The sequence below is a fragment of the Pseudomonas sp. S2_F03 genome (genome assembly GCF_054668335.1).
Map to the genome: position 1 here is coordinate 5,979,185 of NZ_CP162759.1, position 17,292 is coordinate 5,996,476.

Genomic DNA, 17,292 nt, shown 5'->3' on the forward strand with positions numbered 1-17,292 from the left:
GAGGCGTCAATGTCAGGAACATGCAGCCCGCTGTCGCGTGGTTCTCCATTGGACAATAACGTTGTTCGTTCAGTCATTAACTCATCCATGGAGTTTACGAAAATGAATATGCAGGTTAAAACGGGTGTTGGTGTTCTTGCTTTACCTCCACTATTGTCGATCAACTGCCGGATGGTCGATTGACTTATCAGCAACTCAGGGTCGACCGTTCCATCAAGGTGCAGTTAGCCGATATTGATGATAAAGGTCAGGATGGCGGCGCCAAAGTTGAACTCCATTTGTTTCCGAAGGGTGTTTCCCCTGTGGAGTTCGATCCCACGTATGTTGTTGCAACCCGATTGAAAGCCAACGAACCCGGTGGAGACTGGACGTTCCCGATCGAGTTCGATGTGCCCACCACCAGCTTGATCGAGAGGTTCAATGCGGCCGGAGACTACACCCCTTACGAACTTGCCTTCATCATCTATGACGCGTTTGATAACAGTGACGCTTCCGGTCCGTTCGCCGAAGCCCTGGTCGACTTGACCGCGCCCTACCAACGCCAACCAGGCCCCGGCAACGGCGTGGGTACGAGACCGGCACTCCTGACCCTGGCAGGCACAGTGCCTGACGTCATCGACGACGCCTGGTTGAACGATCCGGCCAACGCCGCTGGCCTGCGCCTGACCATTCCGACCGCCTATACCAAATTCGAAGCCAACAACGACAAGGTCAACTTCTATATTTCCACGCAAACGACCTTTCCATTGATGCAAGGCGAAGGCGCCGCTGTGGCCGATTTTGCGTTGCCCGTCGGTGGCGTGATCACTATTCCGCTGGCCTATCTGACTGCGTTGGCTGAAGGCACTTTCTACTACTCGTACAACCTCACGGATTTGCCCGGGAACATCAGTAACAACGCTCCGATCACCACCATGTTCAGAAGGGTCAAAACCCGGCACCGGTCCTCCAGGCACCACGGATTCCGATCACCGGAAGCACCGGTCTCACGCCGATTACCTTCTCCTCGGTGAACCCTCCACCCACCAAGTCGATTATGGAAATCGATTTCCCCCTGAATTCGTTACCCGGTGACCGGATCATCCCATACATCACCTCCGACCAGGCCGATGACGCTCTATCGCCTTGAGCGAACAGAGTGATTCCATCCGCGGGCACCCCGGGTCCACTGCGTTTCGAAGTGGAGGCCGACATTTGGGCCCAGGTGTTTGGTGATCCCAACAGCGCCGATGAGGTCGAATTCGAATATTGGTATGAGCTGGAGCGCCCGACCATCGCGGTCAATCCGGTGTCGCCATCAGCGTTTGGTGTCGTTGATTTTGCGTACGCAGGGCCTGAACAACCCAACCTGCCGGACCGAAAACCCCAACATTCCACCGGTGGTGGTTCAGGGGCGCGGGCACACCGTTGCCAGCGCCCAACACCCTGGGCCCAGCGCAAGCCGGCGATGCGGTCGATCATGAACTGGCCTGTGTGGGCTGACGGCGATCAGCCGGTGACAGGCCGTGAAATCGTTACGTTCTACTACCAGGGCAAACAAGTGGGTGCTCCATTCCTGTGAGAATTGGTGATACAACGGTCACCACCACCTTGCCGTGGGAGACGATTCGGGCTGAAGGAAACGGTACTGTCGCTGGCGGCCAATCCCGAGAGGCGTACATCACCGTCGGATTCCCAGGCAGTAACAATGTGATGAAACAGCTGGTTACGACCAAAGTCGATGTGACAGCGATTGTGATCAATCTGCCGGTTCCACAAATTATTGTGTCAGCCTTCAGAACGGCAACGCCATTGGTGCCCGAGCGCATCGTGACTGGTATCAACTGCCCGAGCCTCAACCGCCCGACTGTCGTGAATGGCCCGATGCCGCCGTATCAGCCGCGACAGTTGCGAATCAGAGTCCGGCGTGATGCCAATATCCCGACGGGTGCGACAGTGGATCTGGTATTTGAAGGCCGGACAACCAATGCAGTGGGTGCACCTGCCATTTCTAATACGCTGATCACCGCTTCGGCACCGATGCCGCCCACGGGCGATCTGGAGTTCAGGCTGACGGACTACACCTCCATCAGGACGATCCAGTTGCCAAGCACTGCGCCGGGTCAACGTCCTGTTACCCGCTATGCGCGTATCGCTTACACCGTTAACGGGATTGAGACTCAGGTTACGGTCCCTGTGGCCCTATTGAACTCAAGTCTTGTGTATTGCGAGCAAGAGCGTCCTTAGTCCGCTTCTTAAATGATGTTTCAGGTAAATCTTCCTACTGCGGGGGGCGACATTGGTTGTCGTCTCCTTCAGTGGAAGTGCAGTGGCGTACGTCCAGATATGGAGCCTCGCACAACAATCAGGGACTAATCGTACATGCATAGGGATTTGTCCTACATAAGGTGGAGTAGCTTAACCGTAGTCTGGCGGCCGTTTTAGTCCGGCTCGCACATCGTTTGAGTCGGTCACTCGTTCCTGATGGAATGCAATCGAGCAGGACTCAATTATGTCGTCAAAGCCGCTGTCCCTATTTCCTAAAACATCAACAGGCATCTGGATATTCACGTTTGCATCCGCGCTGGTTAATGCTTCACTGGCCCACGCAGGCACTGTCCCAACGGGCACCAGTCAATCCATCGATGCCAGTACACCTCTGGATAACTGGCAACTTCAAACCAATTCCACACTGATTGGCACCGCAGCCACAACGCGCGGTATCACCAGTTCTGCCGGTGGCGTGGTCAACCTGACCAACTCGACCGTCACCTCTGCGGGGGAAGGCGGATTTGCCCAAGGTATTGTTCTGACAAACGCCAGCACCACGCTGAACAATTCAACGGTTACAAGCGTCTCGGGGATTGGTATATCGGCGGTGCGCGGTGTCGCCAGTGTTGGCGGCTCCACGGTGACACTGAACAACCAGGCTGTCGTTCGAGGTTTGCAAGGCGGTATCGCGGGCAACCGTTTCAGCCAGATCAACCTTCAGAATTCGACCGTGCAAGGCACTGGGGCCAACAGTTTCGGGATTCGCCTGCTGGAAGGTTCGTTGTCTGCCAGCGGCAGCACGATCACGGGCGGGCTCAATGGCTTGACCGTGGGCACTGACACGCAGGCTTCGGCGATCATTCCAACCACGATCGTGCTGGACGGTACGCGTGTGGAAGGCGGCAGCGGCTCGGCCATTGTGGTCGGTATCAATGCGCCGAATTTTCCGACTGTCGCCAACATTGCGGTACGCAACGGCTCGACCTTGTTGGCCGGTAACAATACGCTGCTCGATGTCGGTGTTGGCGCCTCGGCGAATTTGCTCGTTGATAACAGTGCCTTGACTGGCAATGTCGTGGTTGCTTCAGGCAGTTCGGCCAACGTCACGCTCCAGAACAATGCGTCATTGACCGGTGATTTGCAGAACGTTACCTCGACAACGCTCACCAATCAGGCGCGGATGACCGGCAATGTGTTGGGCGGCTCAAGTGTGGTGATCGACAACGGGTCCACGCTCAATGGCAACGTGCAAGACGTGGCCAATGTATCGATCAACAACCAGAGCGTCATGACCGGCAACGTGTTGGGCGGCTCAAGCGTGGTGATCGACAACGGGTCCACGCTCAATGGCAACGTGCAAGACGTGGCCAATGGTATCGATCAACAACCAGAGCGTCATGATCGGGAATGTGACGGCCGCCGCTGATAGCGTTTCGAGTCTGACCCTGGACAACGGTGCGAGCCTCACCGGCCAAGTGAACAATGTGGCCAATTTCTCCATCAACAATCAGGCGCTGTGGCAAATGACCGACAGTCAGTCGGTGAACAATCTCACGCTCAACAATGGCGGCAGAGTGCGCTTTGGGGGGGGGCAGGAATATTTCCAGCTGAACGTGGCCAATTTGTCGGGCAACGGCACGTTTGAAATGGGCACTGATTTCAACAGAGGTATCAGTGACTTGCTGAACGTCACCGGTAGCGCTACCGGCAACCATCAGTTGCTGGTCTCAAGCACCGGTCTTGAGCCGGTCAATGATTCGTCGATCAAGGTGGTGCAGAGCGTTGCTGCCAGCGCTCAATATGGCTTGGTCAATGAGCGGGTCGATGTCGGGGCGTTCACCTATCGCTTGGTCAAGGAAGGCGACGATTGGTTTCTACAACCAGATAAGACGATGGTCAGCACACCGACTCGCTCGGTGCTGGCGATATTCGGCACTGCCCCCACCGTGATTTACGGCGAGATGGCTTCCCTGAACAACCGCATGGGCGACTTGCGGGTTAATGGCGGGCAGACCGGTGGATGGGTTCGCACTTACGGCAATCGTTACAACATCAGCAACAACGCGTATGGCGATGGTTACAGCCAGAACCAATATGGCCTTTCCATCGGTGCCGATACGCCTTTCGAAATCGCAGGAGAGCGTGTGCTATTGGGCGTATTTGCCGGCTACAGCAAATCCGATCTCGACTTGAGTCGCGGCAGCTCCGGCGAAATCGACAGCACCTCTGTGGGTGTCTACGGCACGTGGATGGGTGATAGCGGCTATTACCTGGATACCGTGGTCAAACTCAATCATTTCCGTAACGACGCCAAGGTGGCGCTGAGTTATGGCACCCGAACCGAAGGCAACTACAACAATCTGGGGGCCAGTGCTTCGGTCGAGTTTGGTAAACACATCGATATCAAGGACGGCTATTACGCAGAAGTGTTTACCCAGTGGCAAGCAGCCTCCGTACAAGGCGATGATTTTACTCTGGATAACGGTTTGAAGGCGGATGCCGACACGACGCGCTCGATGTTGGGCAAGGCCGGCGTAACTCTGGGGCGCGGCATGACACTGGCCAACGGCAGCGTAGTGCAACCACATATTCGTGCTGCCGTTGTCCATGAGTTTGTGAACAACAATGAGGTGCGAGTCAACGATAACAAGTTCAACAATGACTTGTCGGGTACCCGGTTCGAAGTCGGAGCAGGGGCTTCATGGACGTTGAACGATCGCTGGCAGCTGCATGCTGAACTGGATACCAGTAAAGGCGACAACGTGACCAAGGAGCTGGGTGTGAATATGGGGGTTCATTTCGCGTTTTAATGCAGCAGTAAAAAGGGAAGCATTGGCTTCCCTTTTTATTGATTTCAATCTGGACTATCCCGCTTTCAACACCTGAAAGGCACCTTTGAGCAAAAAGGTTTCTCCGTCGGTGTCCGGGAATTCGAGATCGATCTTGAAATTACCTTTGACACTGTCTCCCACGCCCGGCTCCAGCACGATATCGCCCGAAATACCTTCATAAATAGTATCGTCGGCGTCTTTGAAGCTGAAACTCACATCGTCACGACTTTTCAATGGGTATTCACCCGGCGCAAAGTCTGCGGGAATGCAGATAACCAACTCGCGGGCGGGCAAGCTTTTCGCTTTTGTTTTTGAGGCTGGCCGATCAATGGCAGTAATTTTCACGGTTTCAGTCTTTTGTGGGCCAGACTTTACTCGGTCGATCAGTCGCGATGTCGCAATAAAATCCGTAATGTCCTTTTCAGTTGCAAACGCAGACGCATTGATGTAATTGCCTTCTGCAAAGCTGGTACGTTTGATCACAGCGTTCATGGATTCGGTCTCCGTTACGTTTAGGTAAGGTATCCAAAGGCCGTACGCGACCCTAATCCTGGATGAACTATAAAAGCCTGTTAGCGAGCCACTTGTAAACTGTCATAGTTGACAGTTTACAAGTGCTGATGCATGTGAAATTAATAGTGAAATCATCGCGCTAAATGTTTGCATTCTTCGGTGTTAGTAACATTCGCTTCTATACCGTGACAGGCAACCAGGTAGAACAAAGCAACAGCAGGCCCATGCCTCGATTGAAGTACGTTTGCGCGGCTGTCGATCGTAATAATTTCCCGGACCCTGCGCCCACTGCAGACCAGGCTCCCATACACGGCAGCGATACCAGAAAGAACACCAGCGACAGCTGCATTACCTGTGTTGTTTTCTCTGCACCGCTCCCAGTAAAAACACTGATCACGGCCAATGCCATCATCCAGGTCTTGGGGTTGATCCACTGAAGCGCAGCCGCACCCCACAATCCGAGTCGAGGAGCCTGTAAAGGAGAGGGCCGGTCGAGACGCTCAGGCGGCAGGCGGAAAATCTGCCACGCCAGATAACTCAACCAGATAATGCCCGCCCACTGCATGGCCGTTTCTATTTTCGGGTGTGTTTTCAAGACTTGCCCCAACCCGCTGCCGACCACCATGACCAGCAACGCGGCACTGGTACAGGCGCCGATAACGATGGGCAGCGCGGCCTTGAAGCCATGACGGGCGCTGTGGCTCAGCACCAGAATATTGGTCGGGCCGGGCGTAATGGCGGCGACGAACGCAAACAGTAGAAAAGGTAACAAGGTGGGCAGCATGACGGGTTCCAGTGAATGATTGACGAGGGTCAATCTTCACGAGCAGTGAGTCAGGCGTCTGGAAGATTTGAGCAGCGCTTGCGGTACATGGCCGGCGTCAAACCATAAGCCCGCACGAACCAGCGCCCAAGATGGCTCTGGTCGGCAAAGCCCAATGCCACCGCCACCGTCACCGGTTGCAGGCCGCTGGCAAGCATTCGCCGGGCCTTGGACAGGCGCAATTGCACCAGATAAGCGTGGGGCGCCAGGCCATACGCGGCTTTGAACGCGCGGGTCAGGCGAAATCGATCAACGCCAGTGCTGGCGGCCAGTTGATCGAGGCCAATGTCCTCGTGGGCGTGAGCGTGCAAGTACTCCCGGGCTTTTTGCGCGATCAACGGCAGGCGTGGGTCTTCGGCGTAACGGGTGCGCCAGTGCAGATGACTGGTCAGGCGTTCGAGCAAACCGTCGAGGGCAGTCTGGCGCACGATCTTCAGTTCGCCGCCATGCAGGGTCTGGAAGGCTACGCTGGTGGCGCGGGCCAGTCGCGGATCGCTGGTCAGGGTATTGGCGAAACTCAATTGACTGGAGTCGGGGGCATTTTCGAACACCGCACTCAGTTCTCGTCTCAGCCATTGCGGGTCGAGGTACAGCATGCGGTAGGTGAAACCTTCCTCGGTCGTCGCTTCACCGTCGTGGATGTCACCGGGTTCGAGAAGAAACACCTTGCCCGGCGTGCTCTGATGCTTCGCCCGCCGGCAGTTGAATTGCTGAACCCCTTGTTCGGTGACCCCCACCAGATAGCTGTCATGCCAATGCGGATCGTAGGCATGGCCCTCGAAATGCGCGCGCAGGGTCTCGATGCCGGTGTCGGCGTCCTGGGCCAGGTCGATCCAGTTGTGAGTATTCATGCGGCACCTGTGGGACGGATTGCCGACGTATTTAACGCCTGCGTCGAGGGTGCTGACTAGAACGTTTGTGCGCGGATCAGTTGAAGAGTCCCGCGGCAATGTTGATTGAGTACCCGAGAATCGCCGTGTTGAACAGAAAACCGATCAGCGACTGCGCCAGCACAATCTTGCGCAATTCTCGCGTGGCCACGCCGACATCGGAGGTCTGCACTGCCGCGCTGATGGTGAACGAGAAATACAGGAAGTCCCAGTAATTGGGGTTTTCCAGGCCTTCGGCGAAGCGCAGCGCCAGGCCTTTGCCGCCCCAGGTGTAGAACAGGCGGGCGTAATGCAGGCAGAAAATCACCCCGATCAGCAGCCATGAACCAATCACGGTCAACGCTGTGAAAGCGTAATGCAGCAGCTTGTGGGTGGTTTCCTTGTTGCCGGCCAGTTCGAAGGTGACGGCGGCCAGGCTGGCAATAGCGGCGATGCACACCACGAACAGCACCAGCCCGGCGTTCTCGTCTTCGATCTCGGCAATGCGCTTCACATCTGGCGACTGGGTGCGGGCGGCGAGCCAAACCATCAGAATCAGGTAAGTCCAGACCGCGACATTCCAGCCAATGAGGATTTTGCTAATGATTGAATTGGCCGGCGCCAATATGCCCACAGCGACACCGAGGGTAGTAGCGGCGGACAGGCGAGGGTGGGTGTGGGTGAGGAAGTGCATGGAGAATTACTGTCTTGGGCTTTACAGCACCATAGCCCAGTATTGCCAGCGAGGGTGATACCGCATGAATGGGTTAAAGCGCAGGCAAGCCTTTTTGACAATGGCCAAAAGGCTTTGGTTAACGATTTACTTGTTCTCGATGGAGAACTCTCCTGCGGAAACGGTAATGTCGGGAGCACCTGAGGCTTGTCCGATAAAGTTGATAGTACCTTCCAGTTTTCCGGTCGACGAGCCCTTCGCTGGAAGAGAGGTGAATGTCGCTATGCCACTGACCGCAGGGTATGACAGGAATGATCCTTTAAGATCAATGCAAAACGCTCGGACTTCCAAACTGTCGACACTAAGTGTGTACGGTTTGTTCAGCTCAAGACTCTCGGCCACATAAACGCTGAGAAGAATGTGATGAACTCCCGGCCCCTCGTTCAAAACCTGTTTTGACCGGGCAGCCCAATGTATTACGTTCAAGTTGGGCCCTGCCAAATGATGAGTCAGCGTTACCTCTGTCGAACGGTAAGCGAAGTTTTCAAGTTCTTCGAGGCCGTTTATGTGGGCGCTGACGTTGCTGCCAGGCGTGGGTTGACTATTTTTCACCACGGACAGCCCGTCAAAATTGAACTCCCCGAGCTTAGGGTCACGTTTTCTCGAGCTCCCGATTCCCCGCCTTCGCCTACGAATGCGAAGGAACCACTCACCGCGTTTGTCGTTTTGTCCAGGGTGAGCTTCAGCTGTCCTGACTGACCTAAAAACGGGGTGGCACTGGAAGTGGTTCTGATCGACCAGGCGGCCGAGGCCAAATAAGAACCCGGTGTCGGGAAAACGTCCGAAATGCGATAGGTCTGGCCCGGGACTACATCGTCGTCGTGAATGAAAAAAACAATATCCCGGTAAATTTCCTCTTCCTGGTTAACCACTTGGGTTGAAGATATCGTCCAAATGCCAAGGTCATCGCTAAGATAAACACTCATCCGGTCTTTATCACCGACGTAATGTTCAATGCTTCCATCGGCTCGTGAAACTTTTGCCGTGAAAGTATTTACATTTTGTTTGTTGTTGGAAGTAGTCATGAAAGCTCCCTGCCGCGCAATAGGTTAGAAAAACAGACACTGCACAGGGAGCTTAGGGACTTTTATTTTTATCCGATACTGTCATTCTTGACAGGTATAAAAGCATAGTTTTTATAGCGTAAACCCCAGATTCAGGATTTACCTCTACGTCCTTTCACCAGCTTCATCACCACCACAAAAAACACCGGCACGAACACCACCGCCAGCGTCGCCGTGATCATCCCGCCAATCACCCCGGTACCGATCGCTTGCTGGCTTGCCGAGCTGGCTCCGGTGGCAATCGCCAGCGGCACCACGCCGAGAATAAACGCCAGCGACGTCATGACGATCGGCCGCAGTCGCAACCGTGCCGCTTGCAACGTGGCGTCGACCAGGTCATGGCCTTCGTCGTACAGGCTCTTGGCGAACTCGATGATCAGAATCGCGTTTTTCGCCGACAGGCCGATGATGGTAATCAACCCCACCTTGAAGAACACATCGTTGGGCATGCCGCGAAAGGTCACCGCCAATACCGCGCCGAGTACGCCGAGCGGCACCACCAACAATACCGACGTCGGAATTGACCAGCTCTCGTATAGCGCCGCCAGGCACAGGAACACGATCAGCAGCGACAGCCCAAGCAGAATGGGCGCCTGGCTGCCGGACAAACGTTCCTGCAATGACAACCCTGTCCATTCCTGACCCAATCCCGCCGGCCCTTGTGCCACCAGCCGCTCGATTTCAGCCATGGCTTCGCCGGTACTGTGGCCCGGCGCCGGTTCGCCGGAAATGGCCACCGCCGGGTAACCGTTGTAGCGAGTCAGTTGCGCCGGGCCCTGGGTCCATTTGGCCTGGACGAAGGCCGACAGCGGCACCATTTTTCCGGCGTCGTTGCGCACGTGCATTTTCAGCAGATCAGCCACTTGGCTGCGCTGATCGCCTTCAGCCTGAACCACCACCCGTTGCATTCGGCCCTGGTTGGGGAAGTCATTGATGTAGGCCGAGCCGACGGCGGTGGACAGCAGGTTGCCGATGTCAGCAAAGGACACGCCCAGTGCGTTGGCCTGTTTGCGGTCGACTTCCAGTTGCACCTGCGGCGCTTCAGCCAGAGCGCTTTCACGCACGTTCATCAGGATCGGACTTTTCTCGGCGGCGGCGAGCAATTCACTGCGCGCCTGCATCAGTGTGGTGTGGCCGAGACCGCCACGGTCCTGCAAGCGGAACTCGAAACCGCTGGAGGTGCCCAGGCCGTCAACCGGTGGTGGCAGCACCGAAAAAGCCACGGCGTCCTTGATCTGGCTCAACGCGATATTGGCCCGGTCGGCAATCGAAGTCGCCGAGTCGTCACTGCTGCGTTCAGACCAATCCTTGAGCGTGGAAAACGCCAGCGCCGCGTTCTGCCCGCTACCAGAAAAACTGAAGCCGAGAATGATCGTGCTGTCGCCAATGCCCGGTTCCGTGGCGTTATGCGCTTCAATCTGCTCAACAACCTGCACCGTCCGGTTCTTGCTCGCGCCCGGCGGCAATTGAATGTCGGTGATGGTGTAACCCTGGTCTTCAACCGGCAGGAACGAGGAGGGCAGACGACTGAAACAAACGCCCAGACCGATCAGCAACACGCCATAGATCAGCAGGTATCGACCGGTGCGTTTCAACGCATAGGCGACCCAGCCTTGATAACGTTCGGTCAACCGTTCGAAGCCACGATTGAACCCACCAAAGAAGCCGGTCTTTTCGTGATGCTCACCCTTGGCAATCGGCTTGAGCAACGTCGCACACAGCGCCGGGGTCAACGTCAGCGCAAGGAACGCGGAGAACAAAATCGACGTGGCCATCGACAACGAGAACTGCTGGTAAATCACCCCGACCGAGCCTTGCATGAACGCCATCGGAATAAACACTGCCACCAGCACCAGCGTAATGCCGATGATTGCGCCGGTGATCTGTGTCATTGCCTTGCGCGTCGCTTCTTTCGGTGACAGGCCCTCGGTGGCCATGATCCGCTCGACGTTTTCCACCACCACAATGGCATCGTCCACCAGAATGCCGATGGCCAGCACCATGCCGAACATAGTCAGCACGTTGATCGAGAAACCCAGCGCCAGCATGGTCGCGAAGGTGCCCATGAGTGCGACCGGCACCACCAGGGTCGGGATCAGTGTGTAGCGGATGTTTTGCAGGAACAGGAACATCACCGCAAACACCAGCAACATCGCTTCGCCGAGGGTGTAGACCACTTTGGTGATCGAGACTTTGACGAAAGGCGAAGTGTCGTACGGGATCTTGTACTCCACCCCGGCCGGGAAATAGCGCGACAGTTCATCCATCTTCGCCCGCACCAGCGTTGCCGTGCTCAGGGCATTGGCCCCCGGTGCCAATTGCACGCTGACGGCGGTCGACGGTTTGCCGTTCAGGCGGGTGGAGAAGTTGTAGTCCTGGCTGCCGATCTCGACCCGTGCCACATCGCCGATGCGCACAGTGGAGCCGTCGGGATTGGCCTTGAGGACGATGTCGGCGAACTCTTGCGGCGTCGACAATTGGCCTTTGACCAGAATGGTCGCGGTGATTTCCTGGGTGGTGCGGGTCGGCAAGTCGCCGATACTGCCGGCCGACACTTGAGCGTTCTGCGCCACGATGGCGGCGTTGACGTCGGCCGGGGTCAAGTTGAAGCCGATCAGCTTCTGTGGATCGATCCAGATGCGCATCGCCCGTTCGGCACCATGCGACTGAGCCTTGCCGACACCGTCCAGACGCTTGATCTCGTTCATCACGTTACGCGCCAGGTAATCGCTGAGCGCCACGTCGTCGAGCTTGCCGTCGCTGGAGGTGAGCGTGATCAGCAACAGGAAACCGGCGGAGACTTTCTCCACCTGCAAACCTTGCTGGTTCACCGCTTGCGGCAGGCGCGATTCCACGACTTTCAGGCGGTTTTGCACATCGACCTGAGCCATTTCCGGATCGGTGCCCGGTTGAAGGTCGCCTTGATCGTGGCGCTGCCGAGACTGCTCTGGGATTCGAAATACAGCAGGTGATCAGCGCCGTTGAGCTCCTCCTCGATCAGGCTGACCACGCTTTCGTCCACGGTTTGCGCCGAGGCGCCCGGGTACGTGGCATAGATTTCGATTTGCGGTGGCGCGACGTCGGGGTACTGCGCCACCGGCAACTGCGGAATGGCCAGCGCACCGGCCAACAGGATGAACAGGGCAACCACCCAGGCGAACACCGGGCGATCGATAAAGAACTGCGGCATAAAAAAGCGTCCTGCTTACTGACCAGAAACCTGGGCAAGTGGAAGAGGGTGTTGTCGATCTGGACTTGCTCACCGGGGCGTGCGTGTTGCAGGCCTTCGATGACGATGCGGTCGCCGGGCTTGAGACCTCCGGTGACGATCCAGCGATCGTTCTGCACCGCGCCCAGTTCAACCGGTTGCAGACCCACGCGTTGCTCGGCGTCGAGTAGCCACACTTGAGCAATACCGGCGCTGTCACGCTGGATCGCCCGTTGCGGCACGCTGATGCCTTGTTGGTTCACCGCCTGCTCCAGGCGCACACGCACAAAACTGCCCGGCAGCAAATCGAGGTCCGGGTTGGGAAACTCGCTGCGCAAGATGATCTGGCCCGTGCCCGGGTCCACGGTAATGTCGGTGAACAACAGCTTGCCCGGCAGCGGATAGAGACTGCCGTCGTCCTGGATCAATGTCGCTCTGGTCTGGCCCTGGCCGACTTGCTGCAACTGGCCGGAGCGGAAGGCCCGGCGCAGGTCGTTGAGTTCGCGGGTCGACTGGGTCAGGTCGGCATGAATGGGATTGAGCTGCTGAATCAGCGCCATTGGCGTGGTTTCGTTCTGGCCAACCAGGGCGCCCTCGGTCACCAGTGCGCGGCCGACCCGCCCGGAAATCGGCGCGGTGACGGTGGCGTAGCCGAGGTTCAGTTTCGCCCGTTCCACGGCGGCTTTGTTGGCGGCCACGTCGGCCGCGGTTTGCCGGACGCTGGCGCGGGCGTTGTCGTAGTCCTGGCCACTGATGGCGTTGCCTTCGATCAATTGTGCAAACCGCTGCTCTTGCAGCCGGGCCTGGAAGGCGTTGGCCTCGGCCTTGCGCAATGCAGCTTCGGCGCTGTCCAGGTCGGCCTTGAACGGTGCTGGATCAATGCGGAACAACACGTCGCCTTTTTTCACATCGCTGCCTTCATTGAAGGTGCGTTGCAACACGACGCCGGCGACTCGGGCACGGACTTCGGCAATCCGTGGCGCGGCAATCCGCCCGCTCAATTCGCTGGTGATCGACAAGGGGCCGGCTTCGATGGTTTCGATGCGCACGGTGGCCAGCGGCGCCTGTTCTTCGGCGTTGGAGGACTTGTCGCAAGCGCTCAGCGTCAGCGCCAGCGCAAACACGCCGAGCGTGGCAAACAGATTCTTTGACATGGAAATACCCCAATAATGACCACCCGCATCCTACGGGGCGCCGACGAGGGTAGCGGTGAAGCTTTGTTGGTGCTGTGTGAAATTGTGTAAGGGTTTTGCTCGGGCGGGCGTGAGGGCGTATATCCTTGGCGACTTGATATTTTTTGCGACTGTTACGCCGTCATCGCGGGCAAGCCCGCTCCCACAGGGATCTCATGTGAACGCAGATTTTGTGAACACCACCGACCACTGTGGGAGCGGGCTTGCCCGCGATGAGGCCTTAACAGTAGCCACAGCTCTTTCTGGAAACACCCATGCCCAACATTCTCCTGGTCGAAGACGACACCGCGCTCTCCGAACTGATTGCCAGCTACCTGGAACGCAACGGCTACTCGGTCAGTGTGATCAGTCGTGGCGACCACGTACGTGAGCGCGCGCGGGTCAATCCGCCGGACCTGGTGATCCTCGACTTGATGTTGCCGGGCCTCGATGGCCTGCAAGTCTGCCGCTTGCTGCGGGCGGATTCGGCCACGCTGCCGATCCTCATGCTCACCGCTCGCGACGACAGTCACGATCAGGTTCTGGGCCTGGAAATGGGCGCCGACGACTACGTCACCAAACCCTGCGAGCCCCGGGTTTTGCTGGCCCGGGTGCGTACATTGCTGCGCCGCAGCAGCCTTGCCGATCCGCAAACCGCCAACGACCGCATCCTCATGGGCAACCTGTGCATTGACCTGTCCGAGCGCACCGTGACCTGGCGCGAGCAATTGGTCGAACTGTCCAGCGGCGAGTACAACCTGTTGGTGGTGCTGGCCCGGCATGCTGGCGAAGTGCTGAGCCGCGACCAGATCCTGCAGCGTTTGCGCGGTATCGAATTCAACGGCACAGACCGTTCGGTGGACGTGGCGATTTCCAAGTTGCGGCGCAAATTCGACGACCACGCCGGCGAGGCGCGCAAGATCAAGACTGTCTGGGGCAAAGGTTATCTGTTCAGCCGTTCCGAGTGGGAATGCTGAGACGATGTTCAGAATTCTGTTTCGCCTGTACCTGGTAACCATCGTCTCCTTCAGCGCGGCGATTTATCTGGTACCAGACCTGGTGGTCAAGGTCTTCCATGAACGCTTTATCATCTACAACCTCGACTATTCGCGAGGTTTGCAGACCCTCATCGTCAAACAGTTCCATGCGGTGCCCGACGCGCAGTGGCCGGCCTTGGCGGTCGAGATGGACAAGGAGTTTGCCCCGCTGCACATCGTTCTGACACGCAATGATGATCCCGAATTTACCCTGTTTGAGCGCGAACGCCTGCAGCGCGGCGAGAACGTGGTGCGCATCGGCGACTGGGGCTGGCGCACGCTCGCCGTGGCACCACTGAACGAACAGACAGTGGTGCAAATGATCGTGCCGCCGGACCCGATGGACGTCAGCTTGCTGTACTGGAGCATCAACGTTCTGATCGGGGCAACCATGCTGGCGTGCCTGTTGCTATGGTTGCGTCCGCACTGGCGCGATCTGGAACGCCTCAAAGGCACCGCCGAACGTTTCGGCAAAGGTCACTTGAGCGAACGCACACTGATTTCCCGACACTCCAACATCGGCAGCCTGGCCAACGTCTTCGACACCATGGCCGGCGACATCGAAAGCCTGCTCAACCAGCAGCGCGACTTGCTCAACGCGGTCTCCCACGAACTGCGTACACCGCTGACCCGCCTGGATTTTGGCCTGGCGCTGGCGCTGTCCGACGACTTGCCCGCCGCCAGCCGCGAGCGCTTGCAAGGCCTGGTGGCACACATCCGCGAACTCGATGAATTGGTGTTGGAGTTACTGTCCTACAGCCGCCTGCAAAACCCGGCTCGCCTGCCAGAGCGGGTTGAAGTGTCGCTGGACGAGTTTATCGACAGCATCCTGGGGAGCGTCGATGAAGAACTGGAGTCGCCGCACATCGTGATAGACGTCCTGCTTCAAGGCCAGCTCGAACGCTTCACGCTCGACCCGCGCCTGACCGCCCGCGCAATTCAGAACCTGCTGCGCAATGCCATGCGCTATTGCGAAAAACGCATTCAAATTGGCGTTCAGGTCTGTACCAAGGGCTGTGAAATCTGGGTCGATGACGACGGCATCGGCATTCCCGATGACGAGCGCGAGCGGGTCTTTGAGCCGTTTTATCGACTGGACCGAAGTCGGGACCGGGCGACGGGCGGGTTCGGCCTGGGGCTGGCGATCAGCCGTCGGGCACTGGAAGCGCAGGGCGGTACACTGACCGTCGAACTGTCGCCGCTGGGTGGCGCGCGCTTTCGTTTGTGGTTGCCGACCCAATCCTGACGCAGACCGATGTAGTCGCTGCCGAGCCCGCGTCCGCCGTAGCAGCTGTCGAGCCTGCGAGGCTGCGTCCGGCCGCGTAGCGGTCGTAAAACCTGCACAAGCATTCTTTATGAAGCACCGCACCGTCTGATTTACGACTGCTTCGCAGTCGGACGCAGCCTCGCAAGCTCGACAGCTGCTACGGCGGACGCAGCCTCGTAGGCTCGACAGCTGCTACGGCGGACGCAGCCTCGCAAGCTCGGCAGCGGCTACAAAACTATGCGCCAAGCCGGGTTCGCAACACGGTGGCCATGCCCTCCAGCTCGGCTGCCGGGTTGTGTCCGATCAGCATCCAGGCATGCTCCATGTCCGCCCAATAAACCACGTTCATGTCGTGTCGGCGCTCATGGGCGAGGTGGCGACTGCCGCTGTTGGAGCGGGTGGCGCACAAGGCAATCGGGCCGTGCACCGGATCCAGGTACGTAATCTGCGCAATGGGCACGCCGTCATATTCGAGGATTTGCGCGCGCTTGAACTCGGACCTTGGCAGGACCAGTTGGGCCGGCGTCAGGTTCAGGCCCAGGCGTGTGTCGATGATGCGCAGTTGCGCACTTTGGCTGGTTTCATCGCTGGGCAGGTGCTCCAGCGTTTGCGGCACGTAAAGCGACATGTAGTCCGCCACCAGGCCGCGCCAATTGGTTTTTTCCTGACTCAATTGCCAGCCCAGGAACAAACGGTCCGCCACCACGCTGCTGAGCACCAACCCGGCAGCTGCCGCGAGAAACCAGCGACGATTCATCGACGGGAGTTCAGGGGACGGCAAGGTGTCGAGCATCGACTGTAAGCGATCCAGGGGCGCCTGTTGGCCCAGTTCGGCATAGGCTTCCTTGAACGGCAGGCAGCTGCGGGCCAGCCATTGCAGGCGCAGGTTGAGCGTCGAATCCTCGGCGATGGCCGCGTCAATGCGGCTGCGTTGCTCGACATCGAGTTGATCGTCGAGGTACGCCACCAGTTGCTCATCCGACGGTATGCCACGCTCGTTCATCGACGTTCTCCCGTGGAAGGGTTCGGTACCGCGTGCAGCGGCGGATACTCGGCCAGTTTCACCCGTGCCGCGGCCAGCCGGCTCATGACCGTGCCGATGGGCACTTGCAGCACCTCGGCGACTTCGCGATACGCCAAACCTTCGACATACGCCAGGTACACCGTTTCGCGTTGTGCTTCGGGCAACGCGTCGACACGCCGGATCACTTGAGCGGCGAGCACATGGGTTTGCGCCGCGTGTTCGCCGTCAAACGACAAGTGACTGTCGGCATCCACCAATCCCTGGCCCTGACGCACGCGCCGGTTGCGCACTTCGTTGAGCCAGATCGAGTGAAGAATACTCAACAACCAGCGGTCCATACGCGTGCCCGGGATAAACTGCCCGGCACGCTCAAGCGCCCGCACGCAAGTCGCCTGCACCAGGTCTTCGGCCACATGCCGTTGCCGGGACAGCAACAAGCCATAGCGCCACAAACGCGCCAAGTGCTGCCCCAGTTCGGCCCTGATTGCTTGATCGTTGGCG

The 17,292-nt window shown here is 58.0% G+C and carries 15 protein-coding genes and 2 pseudogenes; 7 read left to right on the plus strand and 10 right to left on the minus strand.

Annotated elements, in window-relative coordinates:
- Positions 1-179: 179 nt before the first annotated feature.
- The 5 genes from AB4N76_RS28165 to AB4N76_RS28185 all read left to right on the plus strand — a co-directional run bounded on the left by AB4N76_RS28165 (position 180) and on the right by AB4N76_RS28185 (position 5,060).
- Positions 180-1,013, plus strand: coding sequence for a hypothetical protein (locus AB4N76_RS28165; protein ID WP_460163835.1), 834 nt, complete (start codon positions 180-182; stop codon positions 1,011-1,013).
- Positions 1,014-1,138: 125 nt separating this feature from the next.
- Positions 1,139-1,561: a hypothetical protein gene (locus tag AB4N76_RS28170; RefSeq protein ID WP_460163836.1), complete on the plus strand. Its 423-nt coding sequence runs from the start codon at positions 1,139-1,141 to the stop codon at positions 1,559-1,561.
- A gap of 131 nt (positions 1,562-1,692) precedes the next feature.
- Positions 1,693-2,226: a hypothetical protein gene (locus tag AB4N76_RS28175; RefSeq protein ID WP_460163837.1), complete on the plus strand. Its 534-nt coding sequence runs from the start codon at positions 1,693-1,695 to the stop codon at positions 2,224-2,226.
- A gap of 265 nt (positions 2,227-2,491) precedes the next feature.
- Positions 2,492-3,676, plus strand: coding sequence for a beta strand repeat-containing protein (locus tag AB4N76_RS28180; protein WP_460163838.1), 1,185 nt, complete (start codon positions 2,492-2,494; stop codon positions 3,674-3,676).
- Entirely contained in the window at positions 3,621-5,060 is a 1,440-nt protein-coding gene (locus tag AB4N76_RS28185; RefSeq protein ID WP_460163839.1) for an autotransporter outer membrane beta-barrel domain-containing protein, read from the plus strand. Before AB4N76_RS28180 ends, AB4N76_RS28185 begins: the two co-directional genes overlap by 56 nt.
- 54 nt (positions 5,061-5,114) lie before the next feature.
- Here the strand turns inward: AB4N76_RS28185 and AB4N76_RS28190 are convergent, their stop codons facing one another.
- From AB4N76_RS28190 to AB4N76_RS28225, 8 genes and pseudogenes are all read right to left on the minus strand, one after another.
- Positions 5,115-5,573 (minus strand): hypothetical protein, encoded by a 459-nt coding sequence (locus tag AB4N76_RS28190; protein WP_046027355.1) that lies wholly within the window; start codon positions 5,571-5,573, stop codon positions 5,115-5,117.
- Positions 5,574-5,772: 199 nt separating this feature from the next.
- On the minus strand, positions 5,773-6,378 hold the full coding sequence (locus AB4N76_RS28195; RefSeq protein WP_046027354.1) for a LysE family translocator: 606 nt from the start codon (positions 6,376-6,378) through the stop codon (positions 5,773-5,775).
- A 50-nt stretch (positions 6,379-6,428) separates the two neighbouring features.
- Positions 6,429-7,268 (minus strand): AraC family transcriptional regulator, encoded by an 840-nt coding sequence (locus tag AB4N76_RS28200; protein WP_046027353.1) that lies wholly within the window; start codon positions 7,266-7,268, stop codon positions 6,429-6,431.
- A gap of 76 nt (positions 7,269-7,344) precedes the next feature.
- A complete protein-coding gene (locus AB4N76_RS28205; protein ID WP_460163840.1) occupies positions 7,345-7,980 on the minus strand; it encodes a DUF1345 domain-containing protein in 636 nt (211 codons plus the stop codon).
- A 126-nt stretch (positions 7,981-8,106) separates the two neighbouring features.
- Positions 8,107-8,571, minus strand: coding sequence for a hypothetical protein (locus AB4N76_RS28210; protein WP_460163841.1), 465 nt, complete (start codon positions 8,569-8,571; stop codon positions 8,107-8,109).
- A complete protein-coding gene (locus AB4N76_RS28215) occupies positions 8,568-9,044 on the minus strand; it encodes a hypothetical protein (protein WP_460163842.1) in 477 nt (158 codons plus the stop codon). Before AB4N76_RS28215 ends, AB4N76_RS28210 begins: the two co-directional genes overlap by 4 nt.
- 131 nt (positions 9,045-9,175) lie before the next feature.
- Positions 9,176-12,273 (minus strand): annotated as a pseudogene (locus tag AB4N76_RS28220) (multidrug efflux RND transporter permease subunit).
- Between the two features lie 15 nt (positions 12,274-12,288).
- Positions 12,289-13,445: pseudogene (locus tag AB4N76_RS28225) on the minus strand (efflux RND transporter periplasmic adaptor subunit).
- A 293-nt stretch (positions 13,446-13,738) separates the two neighbouring features.
- On the opposite strand from AB4N76_RS28225, the gene AB4N76_RS28230 reads away from it, so the two are divergent.
- Both AB4N76_RS28230 and AB4N76_RS28235 read left to right on the plus strand, forming a co-directional pair.
- Positions 13,739-14,440: a response regulator gene (locus AB4N76_RS28230; protein WP_109784784.1), complete on the plus strand. Its 702-nt coding sequence runs from the start codon at positions 13,739-13,741 to the stop codon at positions 14,438-14,440.
- A gap of 4 nt (positions 14,441-14,444) precedes the next feature.
- Positions 14,445-15,746, plus strand: coding sequence for an ATP-binding protein (locus AB4N76_RS28235; protein ID WP_460163843.1), 1,302 nt, complete (start codon positions 14,445-14,447; stop codon positions 15,744-15,746).
- Between the two features lie 256 nt (positions 15,747-16,002).
- Here AB4N76_RS28235 and AB4N76_RS28240 read toward each other — a convergent pair whose 3' ends face one another.
- Both AB4N76_RS28240 and AB4N76_RS28245 read right to left on the minus strand, forming a co-directional pair.
- On the minus strand, positions 16,003-16,770 hold the full coding sequence (locus tag AB4N76_RS28240; RefSeq protein WP_460163844.1) for an anti-sigma factor family protein: 768 nt from the start codon (positions 16,768-16,770) through the stop codon (positions 16,003-16,005).
- Entirely contained in the window at positions 16,767-17,252 is a 486-nt protein-coding gene (locus tag AB4N76_RS28245; protein WP_080942989.1) for a sigma-70 family RNA polymerase sigma factor, read from the minus strand. The genes AB4N76_RS28240 and AB4N76_RS28245 overlap by 4 nt, the downstream gene beginning before the upstream one ends.
- Positions 17,253-17,292: the final 40 nt, after the last annotated feature.